Source organism: Providencia sneebia DSM 19967 (assembly GCF_000314895.2).
GTDB lineage: Bacteria > Pseudomonadota > Gammaproteobacteria > Enterobacterales > Enterobacteriaceae > Providencia > Providencia sneebia.
On the sequence record NZ_CM001773.1, the window covers coordinates 3,075,213 to 3,094,073 of the forward strand.

General features: G+C 37.0%; 16 protein-coding genes. 8 read left to right on the top strand and 8 right to left on the bottom strand.

What is annotated here, in order from left to right; all coding sequences use genetic code 11:
* Positions 1-110: 110 nt before the first annotated feature.
* The 4 genes from aceF to nadC all read right to left on the bottom strand — a co-directional run bounded on the left by aceF (position 111) and on the right by nadC (position 7,195).
* Positions 111-1,958, bottom strand: a complete 1,848-nt coding sequence (gene aceF, locus OO7_RS12935; RefSeq protein ID WP_008916371.1) for a pyruvate dehydrogenase complex dihydrolipoyllysine-residue acetyltransferase — start codon at positions 1,956-1,958, stop codon at positions 111-113.
* A 14-nt stretch (positions 1,959-1,972) separates the two neighbouring features.
* The gene (gene aceE, locus OO7_RS12940) at positions 1,973-4,639 is read right to left on the bottom strand and encodes a pyruvate dehydrogenase (acetyl-transferring), homodimeric type (protein ID WP_008916372.1); all 2,667 of its coding nucleotides are present in this window, start codon (positions 4,637-4,639) and stop codon (positions 1,973-1,975) included.
* Positions 4,640-4,818: 179 nt separating this feature from the next.
* The gene (pdhR, locus tag OO7_RS12945) at positions 4,819-5,592 is read right to left on the bottom strand and encodes a pyruvate dehydrogenase complex transcriptional repressor PdhR (protein WP_008916373.1); all 774 of its coding nucleotides are present in this window, start codon (positions 5,590-5,592) and stop codon (positions 4,819-4,821) included.
* Positions 5,593-6,277: 685 nt separating this feature from the next.
* Positions 6,278-7,195 (bottom strand): carboxylating nicotinate-nucleotide diphosphorylase, encoded by a 918-nt coding sequence (gene nadC / locus OO7_RS12950; protein ID WP_008916374.1) that lies wholly within the window; start codon positions 7,193-7,195, stop codon positions 6,278-6,280.
* A 109-nt stretch (positions 7,196-7,304) separates the two neighbouring features.
* On the opposite strand from nadC, the gene ampD reads away from it, so the two are divergent.
* The 7 genes from ampD (at position 7,305) to yacG (ending at position 12,955) form a co-directional block, all read left to right on the top strand.
* A complete protein-coding gene (ampD, locus tag OO7_RS12955; protein ID WP_008916375.1) occupies positions 7,305-7,859 on the top strand; it encodes a 1,6-anhydro-N-acetylmuramyl-L-alanine amidase AmpD in 555 nt (184 codons plus the stop codon).
* A gap of 329 nt (positions 7,860-8,188) precedes the next feature.
* Positions 8,189-8,611: a prepilin peptidase-dependent pilin gene (ppdD, locus tag OO7_RS12960; RefSeq protein WP_008916376.1), complete on the top strand. Its 423-nt coding sequence runs from the start codon at positions 8,189-8,191 to the stop codon at positions 8,609-8,611.
* Between the two features lie 17 nt (positions 8,612-8,628).
* The gene (locus OO7_RS12965; RefSeq protein WP_008916377.1) at positions 8,629-10,029 is read left to right on the top strand and encodes an ATPase, T2SS/T4P/T4SS family; all 1,401 of its coding nucleotides are present in this window, start codon (positions 8,629-8,631) and stop codon (positions 10,027-10,029) included.
* Positions 10,029-11,216 (top strand): type II secretion system F family protein, encoded by a 1,188-nt coding sequence (locus OO7_RS12970; RefSeq protein WP_008916378.1) that lies wholly within the window; start codon positions 10,029-10,031, stop codon positions 11,214-11,216. The genes OO7_RS12965 and OO7_RS12970 overlap by 1 nt, the downstream gene beginning before the upstream one ends.
* Before the next feature lie 149 nt (positions 11,217-11,365).
* Positions 11,366-11,983 (top strand): dephospho-CoA kinase, encoded by a 618-nt coding sequence (coaE, locus tag OO7_RS12975; RefSeq protein ID WP_008916379.1) that lies wholly within the window; start codon positions 11,366-11,368, stop codon positions 11,981-11,983.
* Positions 11,980-12,738: a cell division protein ZapD gene (gene zapD, locus OO7_RS12980; RefSeq protein ID WP_008916380.1), complete on the top strand. Its 759-nt coding sequence runs from the start codon at positions 11,980-11,982 to the stop codon at positions 12,736-12,738. Before coaE ends, zapD begins: the two co-directional genes overlap by 4 nt.
* Positions 12,739-12,757: 19 nt before the next feature.
* Positions 12,758-12,955: a DNA gyrase inhibitor YacG gene (gene yacG, locus OO7_RS12985; RefSeq protein ID WP_008916381.1), complete on the top strand. Its 198-nt coding sequence runs from the start codon at positions 12,758-12,760 to the stop codon at positions 12,953-12,955.
* A 337-nt stretch (positions 12,956-13,292) separates the two neighbouring features.
* Here the strand turns inward: yacG and mutT are convergent, their stop codons facing one another.
* From mutT to secM, 3 genes are all read right to left on the bottom strand, one after another.
* On the bottom strand, positions 13,293-13,688 hold the full coding sequence (mutT, locus tag OO7_RS12990; RefSeq protein WP_043892906.1) for an 8-oxo-dGTP diphosphatase MutT: 396 nt from the start codon (positions 13,686-13,688) through the stop codon (positions 13,293-13,295).
* A 180-nt stretch (positions 13,689-13,868) separates the two neighbouring features.
* Complete coding sequence (gene secA, locus OO7_RS12995) at positions 13,869-16,580, bottom strand: preprotein translocase subunit SecA (RefSeq protein ID WP_008916383.1); 2,712 nt, start codon at positions 16,578-16,580, stop codon at positions 13,869-13,871.
* Between the two features lie 104 nt (positions 16,581-16,684).
* Positions 16,685-17,221, bottom strand: coding sequence for a secA translation cis-regulator SecM (secM, locus tag OO7_RS13000; RefSeq protein ID WP_008916384.1), 537 nt, complete (start codon positions 17,219-17,221; stop codon positions 16,685-16,687).
* A 120-nt stretch (positions 17,222-17,341) separates the two neighbouring features.
* Between secM and OO7_RS13005 the strand changes: the two genes are divergently transcribed.
* On the top strand, positions 17,342-17,863 hold the full coding sequence (locus tag OO7_RS13005) for a DUF721 domain-containing protein (RefSeq protein ID WP_008916385.1): 522 nt from the start codon (positions 17,342-17,344) through the stop codon (positions 17,861-17,863).
* 75 nt (positions 17,864-17,938) lie between these two features.
* Here the strand turns inward: OO7_RS13005 and lpxC are convergent, their stop codons facing one another.
* Positions 17,939-18,856 carry a UDP-3-O-acyl-N-acetylglucosamine deacetylase gene (gene lpxC / locus OO7_RS13010; protein ID WP_008916386.1) on the bottom strand — a complete coding sequence of 306 codons (918 nt, stop codon included), beginning with the start codon at positions 18,854-18,856 and terminating at the stop codon, positions 17,939-17,941.
* Between the last annotated feature and the right edge of the window lie 5 nt (positions 18,857-18,861).

The following is an 18,861-nucleotide window of genomic DNA, read 5'->3' on the forward strand; positions in this document are numbered from 1 at the left end:
ACCCTGAAAAGGCTGATTGCGTGATGTAACTCCCAACGTTTCGGATGAACAGTAAAAAATTTTACCTCAACCTAAATAAAGCAGACCGGCTAATTAGCCGGCCTTATTTATTACATCACCAGACGGCGAATGTCGCTCATCAATTGACCAACAAGTGTGATGAAACGAGCGCCATCAGCGCCATCAATTACACGGTGGTCGAATGAAAGAGACATAGGTAGAATCAAGCGTGGTACGAACTCACTGCCATTCCAAATAGGTTTGATAGAAGAACGTGACAGACCCATGATTGCAACTTCTGGCGCGTTAACAATTGGTGCAAAACCAGTTGTTCCGATACCACCAAGGCTAGAGATTGTGAAACAACCACCTTGCATATCAGATGCAGTCAGTTTACCAGCACGTGCTTTCTTAGAAACTTCCATCAATTCACGAGACAGTTCTAAAATGCCTTTTTTGTTCACATCTTTAAAGACAGGAACAACCAAGCCATTAGGTGTATCAACAGCAATACCAATATTGATATATTTTTTCATGAATAGGCGTTGTCCATCTTCAGAAATAGAGCTGTTGAAACGTGGCATTTCTTCCAGTGCACGAGCAACTGCTTTCATCACAAAGACAAGAGGCGTGATCTTAACACCAAGTTGTTTCTTCTCAGCTTCTTTATTTTGCTGTTTACGGAATTCTTCAACTTCAGTGGTATCAACTTCTTCCATCAATGTAACGTGCGGGATCATAACCCAGTTACGGCTCAGGTTTGCACCTGAAATTTTCTGGATACGGCCAAGTTCAACTTCTTCAACTTCACCAAACTTGCTGTAATCCACTTTAGGCCATGGCAACATACCCGGCAAACCACCGCCAGTTGCAGCTGCTGGAGATTCAGCACGTTTAACGGCTTCTTTGACATAAACTTGTACGTCTTCACGCAGAATACGGCCTTTACGTCCAGTTCCTTTCACTTTAGAAAGGTTAACACCAAATTCGCGAGCTAAGCGGCGAATAACAGGTGTTGCATGGATGTATGCATCATTTTCAACAAATTCATTTTTGCTATCAGCTACTTTGGCTGCTGGTGCTGCTGTCGGAGCAGGAGCCGCAGCAGGTGCTGGAGCAGAAACTGCTGGAGCTGCCGCTGGTGCCGCGCCCGCAACTTCAAAAGTCATAATTAGTGAACCTGTTTTAACTTTATCACCAACTGCGATCTTAATTTCTTTAACAGTACCCGCGAAAGGTGCTGGAACTTCCATTGAAGCTTTATCACCTTCAACAGTAATAATAGACTGTTCAGCTGAAACGCTATCACCAACTTTAACCATGATTTCAGTGACTTCAACTTCATCGCCACCAATATCAGGTACGTTAACATCTTTAATTGCAGAAGCTGTTGGTGCAGCAGGTGCTGGAGCTGCCGGTGCTGCTGCACCCGCAACTTCAAAGACCATGATCAGTGAACCAGTTTTAACTTTATCACCTGATGCAATTTTGATCTCTTTAACAGTACCCGCGAAAGGTGCTGGAACTTCCATTGAAGCTTTATCACCCTCAACAGTGATCAGAGATTGCTCTGCTTCAACTTTGTCACCGACTTTGACCATAACTTCGGTGACTTCAACTTCATCACCACCGATATCGGGTACTTCAACTTCTTTCAAAGCTGCTGCCGCAGGTGCCGCTGCTGGAGCTTGAGCAGCAGGCGCTTCAGTAGGTGCTGCTGCCCCTGCTGAATCTTCAAAGACCATGATCAATTTGCCAGTGGTGACTTTGTCACCAACCGCAATTTTAATTTCCTTTACAACACCCGCTTGTGGTGAAGGGACTTCCATTGAAGCTTTATCACCTTCAACAGTGATCAGAGATTGCTCTGCTTCAACTTTGTCACCGACTTTGACCATAACTTCGGTGACTTCAACTTCATCAGCACCGATATCAGGCACTTGAATTTCAATAGACATTGATTTATTACCTCTTATGCCAGACGCGGGTTAACTTTTTCTGGATTGATGTTGTATTTTTTAATCGCTTCTTCAACGACTTTCACATCAATCTCACCACGTTTAGCCAATTCACCTAATGCTGCAACAATGATATATGATGTATCTACTTCGAAGTGGTGACGTAGATTTTCACGGCTATCAGAACGGCCGAAACCATCAGTACCTAATACGCGATAATCGCTTGCTGGTACGAAAGTACGAATTTGTTCTGCAAACAGTTTCATATAGTCAGTTGATGCAACTGCTGGTGCTTCATTCATAATTTGAGCAACATATGGCACACGTGGTTCTTGTGCTGGGTGCAGCATATTCCAACGCTCACAATCTTGGCCATCACGCGCCAATTCAGTGAATGAAGTAACGCTATACACATCAGAACCAATACCATATTCAGTCGATAGGATGTCAGCAGCATCACGAACATGACGCATCATTGAACCTGAACCTAGCAGCTGAACTTTACCTTTCTTACCTTCAATAGAAGCTAGTTTATAGATACCTTTACGGATACCTTCTTCCACGCCTTCTGGCATTGCTGGCATGTGATAGTTTTCATTCAGCGTAGTGATGTAGTAATAAACGTTTTCTTGTTTCTCACCATACATGCGCTCTAAACCATCTTGCATAATAACAGCAACTTCATAAGCATAAGCTGGATCATAAGAAAGACAGTTAGGAATAGTCAGTGATTGAATATGGCTATGGCCATCTTCATGCTGCAAACCTTCACCGTTTAGTGTTGTACGACCTGAAGTCCCACCAATCAAGAAGCCACGTGCTTGTTGATCGCCTGCTGCCCACATTAAGTCACCAATACGTTGGAAACCGAACATAGAGTAGTAGATATAGAATGGGATCATTGGGAAGTTGTTAGTGCTGTATGATGTTGCAGCTGCTAACCAAGATGAACCTGCGCCCAATTCGTTGATACCTTCTTGCAGAATTTGTCCTTTAGAATCTTCTTTATAGTAAGCAACTTGCTCACGATCCTGAGGCGTATACTGCTGGCCTTTAGGGCTATAGATACCAATTTGACGGAACAGACCTTCCATACCGAAAGTACGTGCTTCATCCGCAATAATTGGGACTAAACGCTCTTTGATTGATTTGTTTTTCAACATTACGTTCAATGCACGAACAAATGCAATCGTTGTTGAAATTTCTTTAGATTGCTCTTCAAGTAATTGGCTGAAATCTGACAGTGCAGGAACATCCAATTTCTCATCAAATTTAGGACGACGAGCGGGTAAATAACCACCTAATGCTTGACGACGCTCATGAAGATATTTGTATTCTTCAGAGTCTTTTTCGAAAGTAACATATGGCAGTTGTTCTAGTTGTTCATCCGTAACTTGAACATTGAATTGATCACGGAAATGACGAACGCCATCCATGTTCATTTTCTTCACTTGGTGAGCAATATTTTTACCTTCTGCAGTTTCACCCATACCATAACCTTTGATGGTTTGAGCTAGGATAACAGTTGGTTTACCTTTAGTGTCTTGTGCTTTTTTAAATGCAGCATACACTTTCTTAGGATCATGACCACCACGGTTCAGAGCCCAGATCTCATCATCAGTCATATCTTTAACTAATGCAGCTGTCTCTGGATAGCGATTGAAGAAGTGCTCACGGACATAAGCGCCATCACGTGATTTAAATGTTTGGTAGTCACCATCAACGGTTTCATTCATCAGTTGAACAAGTTTACCGCTAGTATCTTTACGCAGTAGCTCGTCCCAACGGTCGCCCCACATAACCTTGATAACTTGCCAACCAGCACCACTAAAGATGCCTTCAAGTTCGTTAACAATTTTGCCATTACCCGTAACAGGACCATCTAAACGTTGCAAGTTACAGTTAATAACAAAGACTAAGTTATCTAACTTATCGCGAGTTGCGATAGTAATCGCGCCTTTAGATTCTGGCTCATCCATCTCACCATCACCAAGGAAGGCATAAACACGTTGGTTTGAAGTATCTTTCAGACCACGGTTATCAAGATATTTTAAAAACTTAGCTTGATAAATTGCATTAATCGGACCTAATCCCATAGAGACTGTTGGGAACTGCCAGAATTCAGGCATTAGTTTAGGGTGCGGATAAGAAGATAGGCCTTTACCATCAATTTCTTGACGGAAGTTGTTCAATTGTTCTTCAGTTAAACGGCCTTCGAGGAATGCACGAGCATAAATGCCTGGAGAGATATGACCTTGGAAGAATACTAAATCTCCGCCATCATTATTGTTATGAGCGCGGAAGAAATGGTTAAAGCAAACTTCATACAAAGTTGCAGCAGACTGGTAAGAAGCCATATGGCCACCCAGTTCTAAATCTTTTTTAGAGGCGCGCAGTACAGTCATTACTGCGTTCCAACGAATTGCGGAACGAATACGGCGCTCCAAATCCATGTTGCCAGGGTATGCAGGCTCATCTTCAACAGCAATAGTGTTGATGTAATCAGAACTATTAGATGCACCAGCAGCAATATTAACGCCGCCTTTACGCGCTTCATTCAATACTTGATCAATAATGAACTGAGCACGATCAACACCTTCTTCACGGATGACCGATTCAATCGCCTGTAGCCAGTCGCGAGTTTCAATCGGGTCCACGTCATTTTTCAACATATCTGACATGGTGTATTCCTTATCTGTTATCTGTTTTTTAATGTTTATGTGGAGCCTATCTCCACGCTACTCTACTTATCAATCAACCCCAAAATAGCGGGAAGATAGGCCCTGCTGGTATTGCCGCTAAAACCCTCAAAAGAGGATCATCACCATAATACAGACGCAGCAGTCAGGTATCTGTATTACTAATTTTTCAATTCAGGATGTTGCTGTAACCTACGTAAAGAGCGCTCTCGTCTTGTTTGTTCTCGGCTCATATCCAAAAGTAGCTCTTCAATAAAAGCCAAATGACGATGAGAAGCTTCGCGCGCTTTTTCAGGTTCTCTCGCCATTATAGCGGAGAAAATTTGTGCGCGATGTTCACTCACTGCGGTATACATTTCTTTACGGGTATATAAAAACTCAAAATTTTGACGGATATTTTGTTCTAACATCGGCGTCATACAGCTCAACAAGTGCAATATCACCACATTATGAGCGGCTTCAGTCACAATAAGCTGATACTGCAAAACAGCGTCAGATTCTGCATCAATATCACCACTTTGTTGAACTTTTTTAATTAATTCATAGCTTTGTCGAATACGATCTAAATCTTCATCAGTACCACGTAATGCTGCATAATAAGCCGCAATTCCTTCAAGAGCATGACGAGTTTCAAGGAGATCAAATTGAGATTCTGGATGGCCGGCAAGCAGTTCAGCTAACGGGTCACTAAAACTCTGCCACATTTGCTTTTGAACAAAAGTACCACCACCTTGACGACGAGATAAAAGACCTTTGGCTTCTAGCGTTTGGATAGCCTCACGCACTGATGGACGGGAAACATCGAACTGTTTTGCAAGCTCGCGTTCAGGAGGTAACTTCTCTCCAGGGCGTAATGTTCCCTCAAAGATAAGGTGTTCAAGACGCTGCTCAATCACATCAGATAATTTTGGTTGGCGAATTTTACCGTAAGCCATAACCTGCCATATTTATTTTGATTAATTATTGATTGCGTATTAACCAGTGTTAATTGGTAATACCAATTTTTCTATGGGATTATAAAGTAACAAAGTATTCACTAACTGTCCATAAAGACCTTGTGCTAAATCATAAAATCCTGCAAATTTTAACAGATTTTTTTAAAATTTAGCATAATTTGATAACTAATCACGCCACTTCTCGTACCCTATTTTAACAATAAAATCGTATTAATATTCTTAAATACAGTAAACTGAAACGATATAGCCACAATTGATATGAATTATTATGCAACTTAATTGCATTTATATGGATATTGTTTTTTATAGAAATAAATAACGTTTATATTTTAAGCAACATAAATTAATCAAATACCTAATTATTCAAATAGCTCGCCATTTTTCATAGTAAATTAGCCATTTTTTAATCAGAGATTTGTCAATTTGATTGGAAAATGAGAGGAAGATTGGGTGATGTGATAAGAAGAAAAGAGCAAAATTTGCCCACTAAGTTAGATTATTATCTATTTCAACATCATACTTATCAATTAAACATTATGCCCCCTCTTATTCATCAAAGGGGGAGCTAAAACTTATGCTTTCATTCCAAGCTAATATTTAGCTAAAGCTTTGAATTATTTGCCAAATGAATTTCATTGGTTTGATCTTAATGAAAAACTAATGATTAATTGACGTTATTTTCAACAGTAGGTTCTATAAAACGCATAGAAAGATCCATTGCTTTTATGTGTTTGGTCAATGCTCCTACGGAAATAAAATCAATACCAGTTTGAGCAAATTCTTTTATGGTATCTAGAGTCACATTTCCCGACACTTCTAAAGCCGCTTTATTATCAGCCAAAACGACAGCTTCTTTCATCATATTGATAGTAAAATTATCTAACATGACAATATCTACATCAGCTTTGATTGCATGAAGTAGCTCATCTAAATTCTCAACCTCAACTTCAATGGGCACATCAGGATAAGCCTGTCTTGCTAATTGAACTGCTTGGTTAATAGATCCTGCGGAAATGATATGATTTTCTTTAATCAAATATGCATCAGATAAACCAAGGCGGTGGTTAATCCCTCCTCCCATCAGTACTGCATATTTTAACGCAGTTCTTAATCCGGGAATTGTTTTACGAGTATCAAGTAACTTAGCTCTTGTCTCTGCTAGCTGTTCCACATACTTAGCTGTAATTGTAGAGACTGCTGACAAGGTCTGAATAAAATTCAAAGCTGTTCTTTCACCAGTCAATAATATTTGTGATGAACCAGATAGCTCACATAAGACTTGATTAGCCGAAACTTTATCACCATCATTTACATGCCAAACAATATTGATTTGGTCACCAAGTTGTTTAAAAACTTCCTCTAACCACTTTTGCCCACAAAATACGCCATCTTCACGAGTAATAATTCTTGCTTTAGCTTGTGAATCTGATGGTAATAATTGCCCTGTTATATCATTTTTTAGATCAATGAACTGCCCAAGATCTTCTTTTAGCGCCGTGCTCACCATAGAGGGAATATCTAATGCAAGTCTTTCAAATAACATTTCTTTTCGCTGATTTTCATCGTAACGTCTTGTTGCCATCATTAAACTCCAAAATATGCATTTTACTCTTTGCCAGCTATGCTAATCTATTTCTCTCAACATAATGAATACAAGCGGAATAAAGAGAAACGTTATCATGATACCAGATATGACAATATCTAACGGGTGGCTAAAAAATGTGGTTCACATACCTTCACCATACCATGATGAGCGCCCTACAGATATCACTCCCACACTTTTAGTTATTCATAATATCAGCTTACCGCCTGGTCATTTTGGTGGAAATTATATTAATCAATTATTTACCGGAACACTAAATCCAGCAGAACACCCATTTTTTGAAGAAATCAAACACCTTAAGGTCTCGGCACACTGTTTAATTCGTCGTGATGGGCAAATCATTCAATATGTTCCTTTTCATTTAAGAGCTTGGCATGCCGGTATATCTTCTTATCAAGGAAAAGAGAAATGTAACGACTTTTCTATTGGTATTGAGTTAGAAGGAACAGACTTTGAACCTTTTACTTCTGAACAATATGAATCGTTAGCTAAGTTAACCAAAACACTTATAGACCTTTATCCTGAATTACAAAACAATATTACGGGCCATAGTGATATTGCGCCAGGGCGTAAAACAGATCCCGGCCCTTATTTTGATTGGCAAAAATTCCAACAGTTTTTAAATAATATTGCACCAGATTAATATCCTCACCGAACACATTTAATTTCATTAATTACACTTCCTTATAATCAATCTAAAATTAGTTAGCTATATAATATAAAAATTATATAGCTAACATTAATTATATAATGCCTTACTGCCTTTTATGCTATAGATTATCCATAAATTTAAAGTCTTAATTTTATTTTTATTTAATAATGAATTACATTTGCGAACATACTCGCAAAAAAATGTAATGTTATCCTTTTTTTATTTTAAGATTACGAACCTATTTGTAAAATGAGTTATCCTTCATTTAAATTAGCCATGAAAGCGTTAAAAATTAAATCTCAACTAACAAGGAGATAAATATGAACCAAAAAGGATTTTCTTTAATCGAAATAATGATTGTAATAGCAATTATTTCTATACTAAGTGCCATTGCGATCCCAGGATATCAAAGCTATATGCAAAAAGCGGCAATAACAGATACACTTCAGACTATTTTACCTTATAAAAATGGTATTGAGATTTGTTCTTTTAATAGAGGAACAGTATCGGGGTGTAATGCCGGGATTGAAAATATCCCTATTGATTTAAAAGGTAAATATATTAAATCTATAGACGTTAAATCTGGCATAATAACCTTTAGTGCAGATAAAAGTTTATTAGGACTATCTGTAACATTGACCCCCATTATTTCAAATAATAACACACCGTTTAGATGGGAAGTTTTATGCAAAAGCAAAGATGAAAAACAAAAAGAATTATGTGAAAAAACATTTGTATTTTAATGAAGGTTAAATAATAAATGATAAACACCAGGGAAACACAATTTATATTCAAAGAATTAAAAAATATTTGTGACAAACATTATATTATTATTGTTGATTATAATGAAAAGCGCTTATCAATAGCGCTATCTAAAAAACCTGAAGATAATATTCTTGCTACTTTACGGTTTATTGCCAGTGTGCCTGTTTGTTATGATATATGGCCAAAAGAAAAAATTGACCATTATTTTAATCAAAAGTATGAAGAAATTCAGGAACCTGAACCCGCATATAATCCAGATGAAAATGAGCAATTAAATACATCTTCACCCGCAGTCGACTTTGTAGAAGAGATGTTAAAATCTGCGGTACGAAAACGCGCTTCAGATATTCATATTGAACCAACAAAGCAAGGTATAAAAATCCGCTTACGAGTTGATGGAAAGCTCTATTTTATCCCTTCTCCGCCAATTGAAATCAATAATGAAATTGTCGCACGAATTAAAATACTATCAAAAATGAATATTGCTGAAAAAAGATTACCCCAAGATGGGCAAATGACTTGGTACTGTGATAATCAACATTATGGTATTCGTATCTCAACGATTCCGATTCTTTATGGAGAAAAACTCGTTTTACGAATACTCAGTACCCAACTCAAATACTCACTTGAACAAATAGGCATGTGTACAACGTTATTACAAAACTTAAAAAATAATCTTATGCAGCCACAAGGTTTAATTTTAGTAACTGGGCCAACAGGCAGTGGGAAAACAGTGACTCTTTATAGTGCTTTGGAATATCTGAATCATTCATCGCGTAATATATCCACTATCGAAGATCCTATTGAAATTCCGTTACAAGGAATAAACCAAGTTCAAGTAAATGATAAAAACGGCATGAATTTCGCCCATATATTACGCGCATTACTCCGGCAAGATCCCGATATTATTATGATAGGAGAAATTCGCGATGAGGAAACTGCTCAAATTGCAACGCGAGCGGCACAAACAGGCCATTTAGTCTTATCAACATTACATACTAATTGCACATTCAGCGCTATTGAGCGCATGCAACAATTAGGTATTGATAAAACTCAATTAAGTTCTTGCTTGAAAATGGTCATTGCACAAAGATTGGTTCGTAAATTATGCCCTAATTGTAAGGAAACTCACCCAAAAGAAGTTGTTTTAAATGAGAATGTCATGATCAATGAGTGGTCTTCTAAAGGATGTGAACTGTGTTTTGCAGGATTCATGGGAAGAACCGCAATTTATGAGCACATTAATGGCGATGCTATCACATCTGTTTTTTCTAGTGGAAAAACAGGTACACCTGATTTTATAACACTTTTTCAATATGGTTTAAATTTAGTGGAATCTGGTGAAACGACTTTACAAGAACTCTACTCCATTACAGGAAAAGGGGAAGCAATTTAATGTTTATCTACTCATATACAGCATTGCTTAATGATAATTCTATCATTCGTGACACCATAGTAAGTAAAAATAAAAAATATGCTTATTTTGAAATTTTAGAACTTAGACAAACTCCGATCAAGATAACTCTAAATGCTATATTTATTTTAAACTCAAAAAACATTGATTATAGGATTCATTTTTTCCATCAACTCAGTACATTAGTATCATCAGGAATAAGCTTATTACAATGTTTAAATATATTAAACGAAAATTGTCATTTACCTTTTTGGAAAAAGCTAATATTCACTGCAATAAGGGATCTTGAACAAGGTAACAACCTTACTGACTCATTAAAAAAACAGCCTATTATTTTTAATAATACAATTATAAGTTTAATTAAAATTGCCGAGAACACAGGACAATATGAGGATAATTTCCATATCATAGTTGAAATTTTAGAAAATCAAAAAAAGACCAATCAACATATACGAAAAGCTTTAAGGTACCCAATAACTTTACTCTGTTTTTCTACTATTTTAATTTATATTATGTTGATTTTTGTTCTACCGCAATTTAAGAGTGTCTATGAAAGTTTTCAACAAGAACTTCCAATATTAACCAAATGGATGATCTATTTATCAAACTCTCTAATTAATCATCTATCAACCATTGTACTTTTAATATCCTTCATATTGATTTTTTGTTTTAAATTCAAACAACACTTATCTATTCTTTTTTCTAAGTTTATTCACTTTATCCCATTAGTTAATAGATTAATTAAACTGAGTAATATCAATATCTATTTTCTAACATTATATTCAACATTACAAGCTGGATTAAATTTAAATGAATGCTTAAAATGTACAACTAAAGCTGTTCATAATCCAATTTTTAACAAAGAAACGATTATTATTCATGATTCCGTTATTCGCGGAAATTCATTATCTAATGCTGTTAAAAATAGTCAATTTTTTCCTAAAATTGCTACACAGTTACTTTCTATAGCTGAAGAATCAGGTCAATTACCTCATTTTACAAAATACCTATTTGATTATTTTTCAGAACAATATGTATTACAAACAGACAAAACACTCAAAAATTTAGAACCAATACTATTGCTATGTATGGCTTTTATCGTTGGTACACTCATGTTAGCAATGTATCTGCCTATATTTAATTTAGGAAATGTAATAACCGGAATTTAATTTTTGATTTAAATGTAATTTTCTCGCTTTTGATAGAAAAAACTTATTACAATTAAGGAGGCTTATTAATAATGGTGAAAAGTATGGAATAGAGACAAACATCGGAAATCGGTGTAACCTAGTCTACTTTTACATATGTGAACAAGATTATGGCTTATATAGTTGCTCTTACAGGTGGAATTGGTAGCGGTAAAACCACAATAGCCAATGAATTTGCAAAACTCGGGATTGAAATTGTTGATGCAGATATCATTGCTCGACAAGTCGTTCAACCAAACACACCTGCTCTAGGTGCTATTATAAGCCACTTTGGCCCCAGCATTCTTTCTTCTGACGGTTCCCTTAATCGAGAGCGTCTTAGACAAATCATATTTTCTGATGATACGGAAAAAAAGTGGTTAAATGCGCTACTTCATCCTCTCATTCAGCAAAAAACACAAAATCAACTACAGAAATCTAACAGCGCTTATGTTTTATGGGTTGTTCCTCTATTAATTGAAAATAATCTAACGCATTTAGCTGATAGAATACTTGTTGTCGACGTTACGCCAGATGAACAACTTAAACGAACAATCCAAAGAGATAATGTAAGCGAAGAACATGTGATAAGTATTTTAAATGCTCAATCAAGTCGAGAAAAACGCTTATCATATGCAGATGATGTTATCACCAACCATGACGGTGAATTAAATATTGCAGACAAAGTCGCAAAACTACATGAGAATTACATTATATTAGCACAAAAGAAAAATAGGAATTCGGTATGAGTGAGCCAAACACAACTGACTTTATCATTTATGAATATCCATTGAATGAAAAAACCCGTTCATGGTTACGCCTCGAGACATTACTACAGCAAGTCTACGAATTAAGTCACATTACATCCTACACATCTGGTGTTGCTTTTTTTCGGTCTGTTTCTGAACTCATTGAAATACTTGATAGGGGCGAAATTCGCTCCGATCTTATCAAAGATCTTGAAAAACATCGTAAGCGCTTAGCTACATGGGCTGAAGTTCCCAATGTTGATAACGAACTCATTACCATATTGCTTAAAGATCTGGCTGATAAAACGCAAGAGCTGATTTCTGCACCACGGTTTGGTCAAAAACTAAGAAGTGATAAAATTATTAGTATGGTTCGCCAACGTTTAAGTATTCCTGGCGGATGCTGTAGTTTTGATCTCCCTGCATTTCAATTATGGTTAAATATGCCGCAAGAACAACGAGACAATGTAATTAGCTCTTGGCTACAAGGTCTTCAACCATTAAAAGATGCATTAGATACTATTTTAAATCTACTTCGCCAGTCTGGTTCGTTTGAAACACAAGAAGCCCATAATGGTTTTTACCAAGATATTGTCGAAGATAAAGAATTACTGAGAGTTGGTTTACCGGCTGACCAGCTAATATTCCCTCAAATTTCAGGTCATAAAACACGATTTGCAATTCGTTTTCTTCACATTGACAGTGAAAATGGTATTGTACCTGCAAAAATGTCTTTTGAATTATCCTGCTGCTAATTTAAGTAAGAAGAAACCTATGAGCGAACAAATTATAGTAAATTGCCCAACCTGCCAAAAACCAGTTGTATGGGAAGAAAAAAGTCAATTTCGACCATTTTGTAGTAAGCGTTGTCAGCTTATCGATCTTGGGGAATGGGCTGCGGAAGAAAAGCGCATAGAAAGTAGAAGTGATATTTCCGAAAGTGATGTTTGGAGTGAGCAACCTGATGATTAATAATAACATCATAAAGTAGCGCATTAACACTATTTATCATTTTTAGCTGATTGTCTTTGAGATAAATATTGTTTTTAAAGTAAAAGAATTCATACAAAAATTAGATGCGAAAAACGTGTATGGAATAAAAAACTTCAATACAATATGTGTTCGCATTTAATTAAATCTTGCTATTCGCTATTTCAGTGACATGTACTAAAGTCATTGATAATAAAAGTTGTATTATTCAACTTATATTATTTTAAGTAAGTATTAATTAAGTAAGAAATCATAAGATAGAGCAATTCCGGATTATGGTTGTTATAAACGAAGAGAATTGCTATCTCTATATCGATTTTTATTTATGTTTTAACATATCAACAATAATGCGGTTGGCAGGAGGAAACTCTTCAGCCACCAAATCGTTCTGGTCTATCCAACGACTTCTTTGCCCTTCTCTTCCATAAGGCTCGTTATTCCATGCAGAAACTATGTAAAAATAAATAGTTACATGGCGCTCATCAAATTCATGTTCTACACAATGAAAAAGCTCGCATTCAGTCACAATAATACCAACTTCTTCTTCAAGTTCACGCACTAATGCTTCTTCTGGTTTTTCACTAGTTTCTAGCTTTCCGCCAGGAAACTCCCAAAAGCCAGCCATATGTGTTCCATCAGGACGTTCTGTAATGAATATTTTTTCATTACTATTACGGATAATCCCAGCAGCTATATAAAGATGTTTTTTTTTCATAATTTCTTCAATAAATAAGGCAGGAAACAATCATCACAAATTATCTTCAAACACATTATTTGAAGATAATTTTGGATACATTTTAAAAATCACCAAGGAAAGTTAATAAATTAATTTGACTGATAAAACAAGGCGGGAATATCCCGCCTATTATTTAAATCAATCATAAGTCATTAATAATTACTTTAATTTACCATGACATTGTTTATATTTTTTACCTGAACCACAAGGACAAGGATCATTACGACCAATTTTATGACCTTGAGTTGCAATTTTAGCTTCAGCTTCAGACATCAATGATTCATCACCTGAATCATGGCTCAATTGCTGTTTCTTCGCTAAACGTTCAGCTTCTTCTTTACGTTGCTGCTCTAATTGCTCCACTTCTTCTGGTAAACGAACTTGAACTTTAGAAAGTGTGCTAATAACTTCGTATTTTAACGTTTCCAACATATTCGCGAACATATTAAAAGATTCACGTTTATATTCTTGTTTTGGATCTTTTTGAGCATAACCGCGTAAGTGAATACCTTGACGCAGGTAATCCATTGATGCCAAATGCTCTTTCCACAAAGTATCCAGCGTTTGTAACATGACACCTTTTTCAAAGTTACGCATCATTTCAACACCAACAATTTCTTCTTTTTGTTGGTAAACTTCTAATGCTTTAGCCATGATACGTTCACGCAATGTTTCTTCATGAAGCTCAGGTTCTTTATCCAACCATTCTTTAATGGGTAAATGTAAGTCAAAGTCATTTACTAAGCGTTTTTGCAGCCCTTCAATATCCCACATTTCTTCAAGTGATTGTGGTGGAATATAGATATCCAATGTTGAAGTAAAGACATCTTCACGGATGCTATCAACCGTTTCTTTGATATCACCACCATCGAGCAACTCATTACGTTGAGTATAAATAGCACGACGTTGATCACTTGCTACATCATCATATTCAAGAAGCTGTTTACGAATATCAAAGTTACGGTTTTCAACTTTACGCTGCGCATTCGCAATTGCTTTGGTAACCCATGGATGTTCAATTGCTTCCCCAGGTTTCATACCTAACTTACGCATCATTCCCGTCACTCTGTCAGATGCAAAAATACGCATTAATGCATCTTCCATTGAGAGATAGAAACGTGATGAACCTGCATCCCCTTGACGACCAGCACGTCCGCGCAACTGGTTATCAATACGACGAGATTCGTGGCGCTCTGTACCAATAATATGTAAACCACCTGCTGCCAATACTGCATCATGGCGTAGTTTCCAAGCAGCTTTAATTTCGTCAATTTGCTCTTGAGTTGGATTTTCTAAACTAGCGACTTCAGACTGCCAGCTTCCGCCTAACATGATATCAGTACCACGTCCGGCCATGTTTGTTGCGATTGTTACCGCGCCAGATTGACCCGCATTAGCAATAATATCCGCTTCCATCGCATGGAATTTGGCGTTCAAAACATTATGGTCAATTTTAGCTTTTTTCAATGCATTAGAAATAAGCTCAGATTTCTCAATTGAGATTGTACCAACGAGCACAGGCTGACCATTTGCCGTTCTTTCACGAATATCTTCAATAATTGCATCAAATTTATCTGCCTCATTCATATAAACTAAATCAGGTAAATCTTTACGCACCATAGGGCGGTTAGTTGGGATAACAATGGTATCTAGTTTATAGATAGAACTAAATTCGAATGCTTCAGTATCCGCAGTACCTGTCATCCCCGCCAATTTGTCATATAAACGGAAATAGTTTTGGAAGGTAATCGAAGCCAAAGTTTGGTTTTCATTTTGAATTTCCACACCTTCTTTTGCTTCAACCGCTTGATGCAAACCATCTGACCAACGACGACCTTCCATTGTACGACCCGTATGTTCGTCAACAATAATAACTTGGCCATCTTTTACAATATAATCGACATCACGGGTAAAGAGTGCGTGAGCGCGTAAGCCTGCCATAACATGGTGCATCAGCATAATATTAGACGGAGAATATAACGATTCACCTTCTTCCATCAGCCCTTCTTCAGATAACAGTTGTTCAATTAGGACCAAACCGCGTTCTGTGATAGTGACTTGGCGAGATTTTTCATCAATAGAAAAGTGGCCTTCACCTTGGAAAGTGTCAGAGTCTTCTTTCTCTTGACGAACTAAATTAGGGATCAGCTTATCCACTTTTTTATACAGCTCAGAGCTATCTTCCGCAGGTCCCGATATAATTAGTGGAGTACGCGCTTCATCAATAAGGATTGAGTCAACCTCATCCACAAGTGCATAATTGAGTTTACGCTGAACACGTTCTTCTGGGCTAAAAGCCATGTTGTCACGCAAATAGTCAAAACCAAATTCATTGTTTGTACCGTAAGTAATGTCAGCCGCATAAGCTTCACGCTTCATTGGTGCAGGCATACCCGGTAAGTTGATACCAACCGATAACCCTAAAAATTCAAAGAGTGGGCGGTTATTTTCAGCATCACGTTTTGCTAAGTAATCGTTTACTGTAACAACGTGAACGCCTTTACCACTGAGGGCATTCAAATAAGCAGGTAGAGTAGCCGTTAATGTTTTACCTTCACCTGTACGCATTTCAGCAATACAACGTTCATTTAAAACCATCCCACCAATTAACTGCACATCAAAATGGCGCATCCCAAAGACACGTTTACTTGCTTCACGGACGGTTGCAAATGCTTCAGGAATAATGCTATCTAAGCTTTCATTTTTCTTTAAGCGCTCACGAAATTCTTGAGTTTTTGCTTTAAGTTCTTCATCACTCAGTTTTTCAAACTCAGGTTCAAGTCGATTGACTTTTTCAACTTCTTTACGCAAACGACGCAGAGTTCTGTCATTACGGCTACCAAAAACTTTAGTCAGTAATTTTGTTAACATAATTATATATTCTCAGGTAATTCAAATAGTTATTAGCTAATAGGCCATTATTTTCAAGTAAAATAATCCCATTTATTTAATGAGATAAAACAATATTTGAGTAGTTAACTCGAGCCTAATACTGGTCCAGCACGAATACCATGTACCTGAGCAATCCAAATGGCAGGTTGATATGAAATAACAAGAGGGTAAATATAGCGATTAGATAGCAATGCTATATTTTCATTCCATTGAAGTGAACGTTGCGCCAGCATGGCGTACAACGTGTCTAGCATAATTTGGGGTGCCAACAGAGAGTTATTTTTCTCATCTTGTTGGTTTGCATCATCATTTTCAGTCGTAGAAAATGCAAAAGTTAATTGTCGAATAACATTTCTTACAGCATGTTGCTGCCAATAATTGACTGAATAAGAGGAAGAAGAAGATGACCGCTGAGGGCTTTGTTGTGCAAACAAATTATCATATGCACTTACTGCTTGATTTTGGCGATTAACAGAAGAAGTGTTGAATTGGGCGTGCTGTCCTTCAGACAAAGCACTTAAAATCGCAGGCATGCCAATACCAGTAGCCACCACGCCTAATAATAGGTGTGACCAAAAGTACCGTCTACCAAATTGTCGCCAAAGATTTAAAATACCCATCAAACTCTTATATTATTTTATTGCTACAGTATTTTATAATTAATTACTATATAGTACATAACTAGTGATAGTACATAACCCGTACTAAAGTATTTAATCTACTCAAAAGTGGAGCTAAAAATGAGAGATAGTCATCCACAAGCACTGTTCGATGTTCTAGAAGAGTCAATCGCAAAAACGAGTAACCCCTTGCGAACTATTCAACGTAATGCTATGGCAATAAATAAATTAAACCAAGCAGTTAAAGCATTATTACCTACAGAAATAAAGCCTATGTGCCGCGTTGCAAACTATCGTAATAGCATTTTAGTTATTGAAGTTGCGAACGCTAGCTGGATGACCCGGTTAAATTACGAAAAACTTAACTTACTTTCAGCATTACGAGGTTCCATTCTACCATCTTTATCTTCCATAGACATCAGAATCAACCCTGTTATCATGCGAAAAAAGCCTGAAAATAGCTCATTGAATAATCAAACGGTTAAATTTAATCAAATTCCCAACAAACGTAAGATAAGTACAGAGACAGCTACGCATCTTTTGCGTTTGGCAGAAAATAGTTCGAAAGGATTAAGGGAGAGATTAGAGAGGCTAGCTGCACTGGCCGGAGAGAGTACCAGTGCAACCAACAGAAAAAGCTAACCACTTATTTTAAGTAGTAGCTTAGTTGCAGTTTAATTTTATCATTATAAATGCAACTCTATTTTACCCATTAGATTAAGCGAATACAGCAGAAGACGCTTTAAATGCTAATGGTAATTCAGCTTCATCTTCGTATGTGACCAAATCCCAAGCAGATTCTTTTGCTAATACAGCTTGCAACAACTTGTTATTCAATGCATGCCCAGATTTATAGGCAGTAAATGCACCTATAATATTATGGCCACACATAAATAGGTCACCAATAGCATCGAGCGTTTTGTGGCGAACAAATTCGTCTTCAAAACGTAAACCATCTTCGTTGAGAACCCGATAGTCATCAACAACGATAGCACAATCGAAACTACCACCTAAACATAGGCCTTTAGATTGCAGATATTCAATATCACGCATAAAACCAAATGTACGAGCACGGCTAATTTGACTTACAAATGCTTCAGCAGAAAAATCGATTTTATAACGCTGAGTGCTGCTATCAATTGCCGGATGATTAAAATCAATAGTGAAATCCAGACTAAAACCATTATATGGTGTGAATTCAGCCCATTTATCACCATCTTCTACGCGTACTTTTTCTTTAATACGTAAGAATTTTTTCGCACAATTCAATTCTTCAATACCCGCATCGAGCAATAAGAATACAAACGGTGCTGCACTGCCATCCATAATTGGGATTTCAGGCGCATTGACTTCAATAACAATGTTATCAATACCTAACCCTGCTAAAGCAGCATTCAAATGCTCTACTGTTGAAATACGCACGTTATCTTCATTAACTAAGCAAGTACATAACATGGTATCGCGAACAGACTTCGCATCAGCCGGAAAATCAACCGGAGGATTTAGGTCAGTACGACGGTAGATGACCCCAGTGTTTGCCGACGCTGGACGCAAAGTAAGCGTGACTTTTTTGCCGGTATGTAAACCAACACCAGTCGCTTCAACTATACGTTTTAGTGTCCTTTGTTTGATCATCGTAT

Coding starts and splice junctions, on each gene's coding strand:
- aceF (WP_008916371.1), bottom strand. CDS start 1,958: ATGTCTATTGAAATTCAAGTGCCTGATATCGGTGCTGATGAAGTTGAA.
- aceE (WP_008916372.1), bottom strand. CDS start 4,639: ATGTCAGATATGTTGAAAAATGACGTGGACCCGATTGAAACTCGCGAC.
- pdhR (WP_008916373.1), bottom strand. CDS start 5,592: ATGGCTTACGGTAAAATTCGCCAACCAAAATTATCTGATGTGATTGAG.
- nadC (WP_008916374.1), bottom strand. CDS start 7,195: ATGGCAACAAGACGTTACGATGAAAATCAGCGAAAAGAAATGTTATTT.
- ampD (WP_008916375.1), top strand. CDS start 7,305: ATGACAATATCTAACGGGTGGCTAAAAAATGTGGTTCACATACCTTCA.
- ppdD (WP_008916376.1), top strand. CDS start 8,189: ATGAACCAAAAAGGATTTTCTTTAATCGAAATAATGATTGTAATAGCA.
- OO7_RS12965 (WP_008916377.1), top strand. CDS start 8,629: ATGATAAACACCAGGGAAACACAATTTATATTCAAAGAATTAAAAAAT.
- OO7_RS12970 (WP_008916378.1), top strand. CDS start 10,029: ATGTTTATCTACTCATATACAGCATTGCTTAATGATAATTCTATCATT.
- coaE (WP_008916379.1), top strand. CDS start 11,366: ATGGCTTATATAGTTGCTCTTACAGGTGGAATTGGTAGCGGTAAAACC.
- zapD (WP_008916380.1), top strand. CDS start 11,980: ATGAGTGAGCCAAACACAACTGACTTTATCATTTATGAATATCCATTG.
- yacG (WP_008916381.1), top strand. CDS start 12,758: ATGAGCGAACAAATTATAGTAAATTGCCCAACCTGCCAAAAACCAGTT.
- mutT (WP_043892906.1), bottom strand. CDS start 13,688: ATGAAAAAAAAACATCTTTATATAGCTGCTGGGATTATCCGTAATAGT.
- secA (WP_008916383.1), bottom strand. CDS start 16,580: ATGTTAACAAAATTACTGACTAAAGTTTTTGGTAGCCGTAATGACAGA.
- secM (WP_008916384.1), bottom strand. CDS start 17,221: ATGGGTATTTTAAATCTTTGGCGACAATTTGGTAGACGGTACTTTTGG.
- OO7_RS13005 (WP_008916385.1), top strand. CDS start 17,342: ATGAGAGATAGTCATCCACAAGCACTGTTCGATGTTCTAGAAGAGTCA.
- lpxC (WP_008916386.1), bottom strand. CDS start 18,856: ATGATCAAACAAAGGACACTAAAACGTATAGTTGAAGCGACTGGTGTT.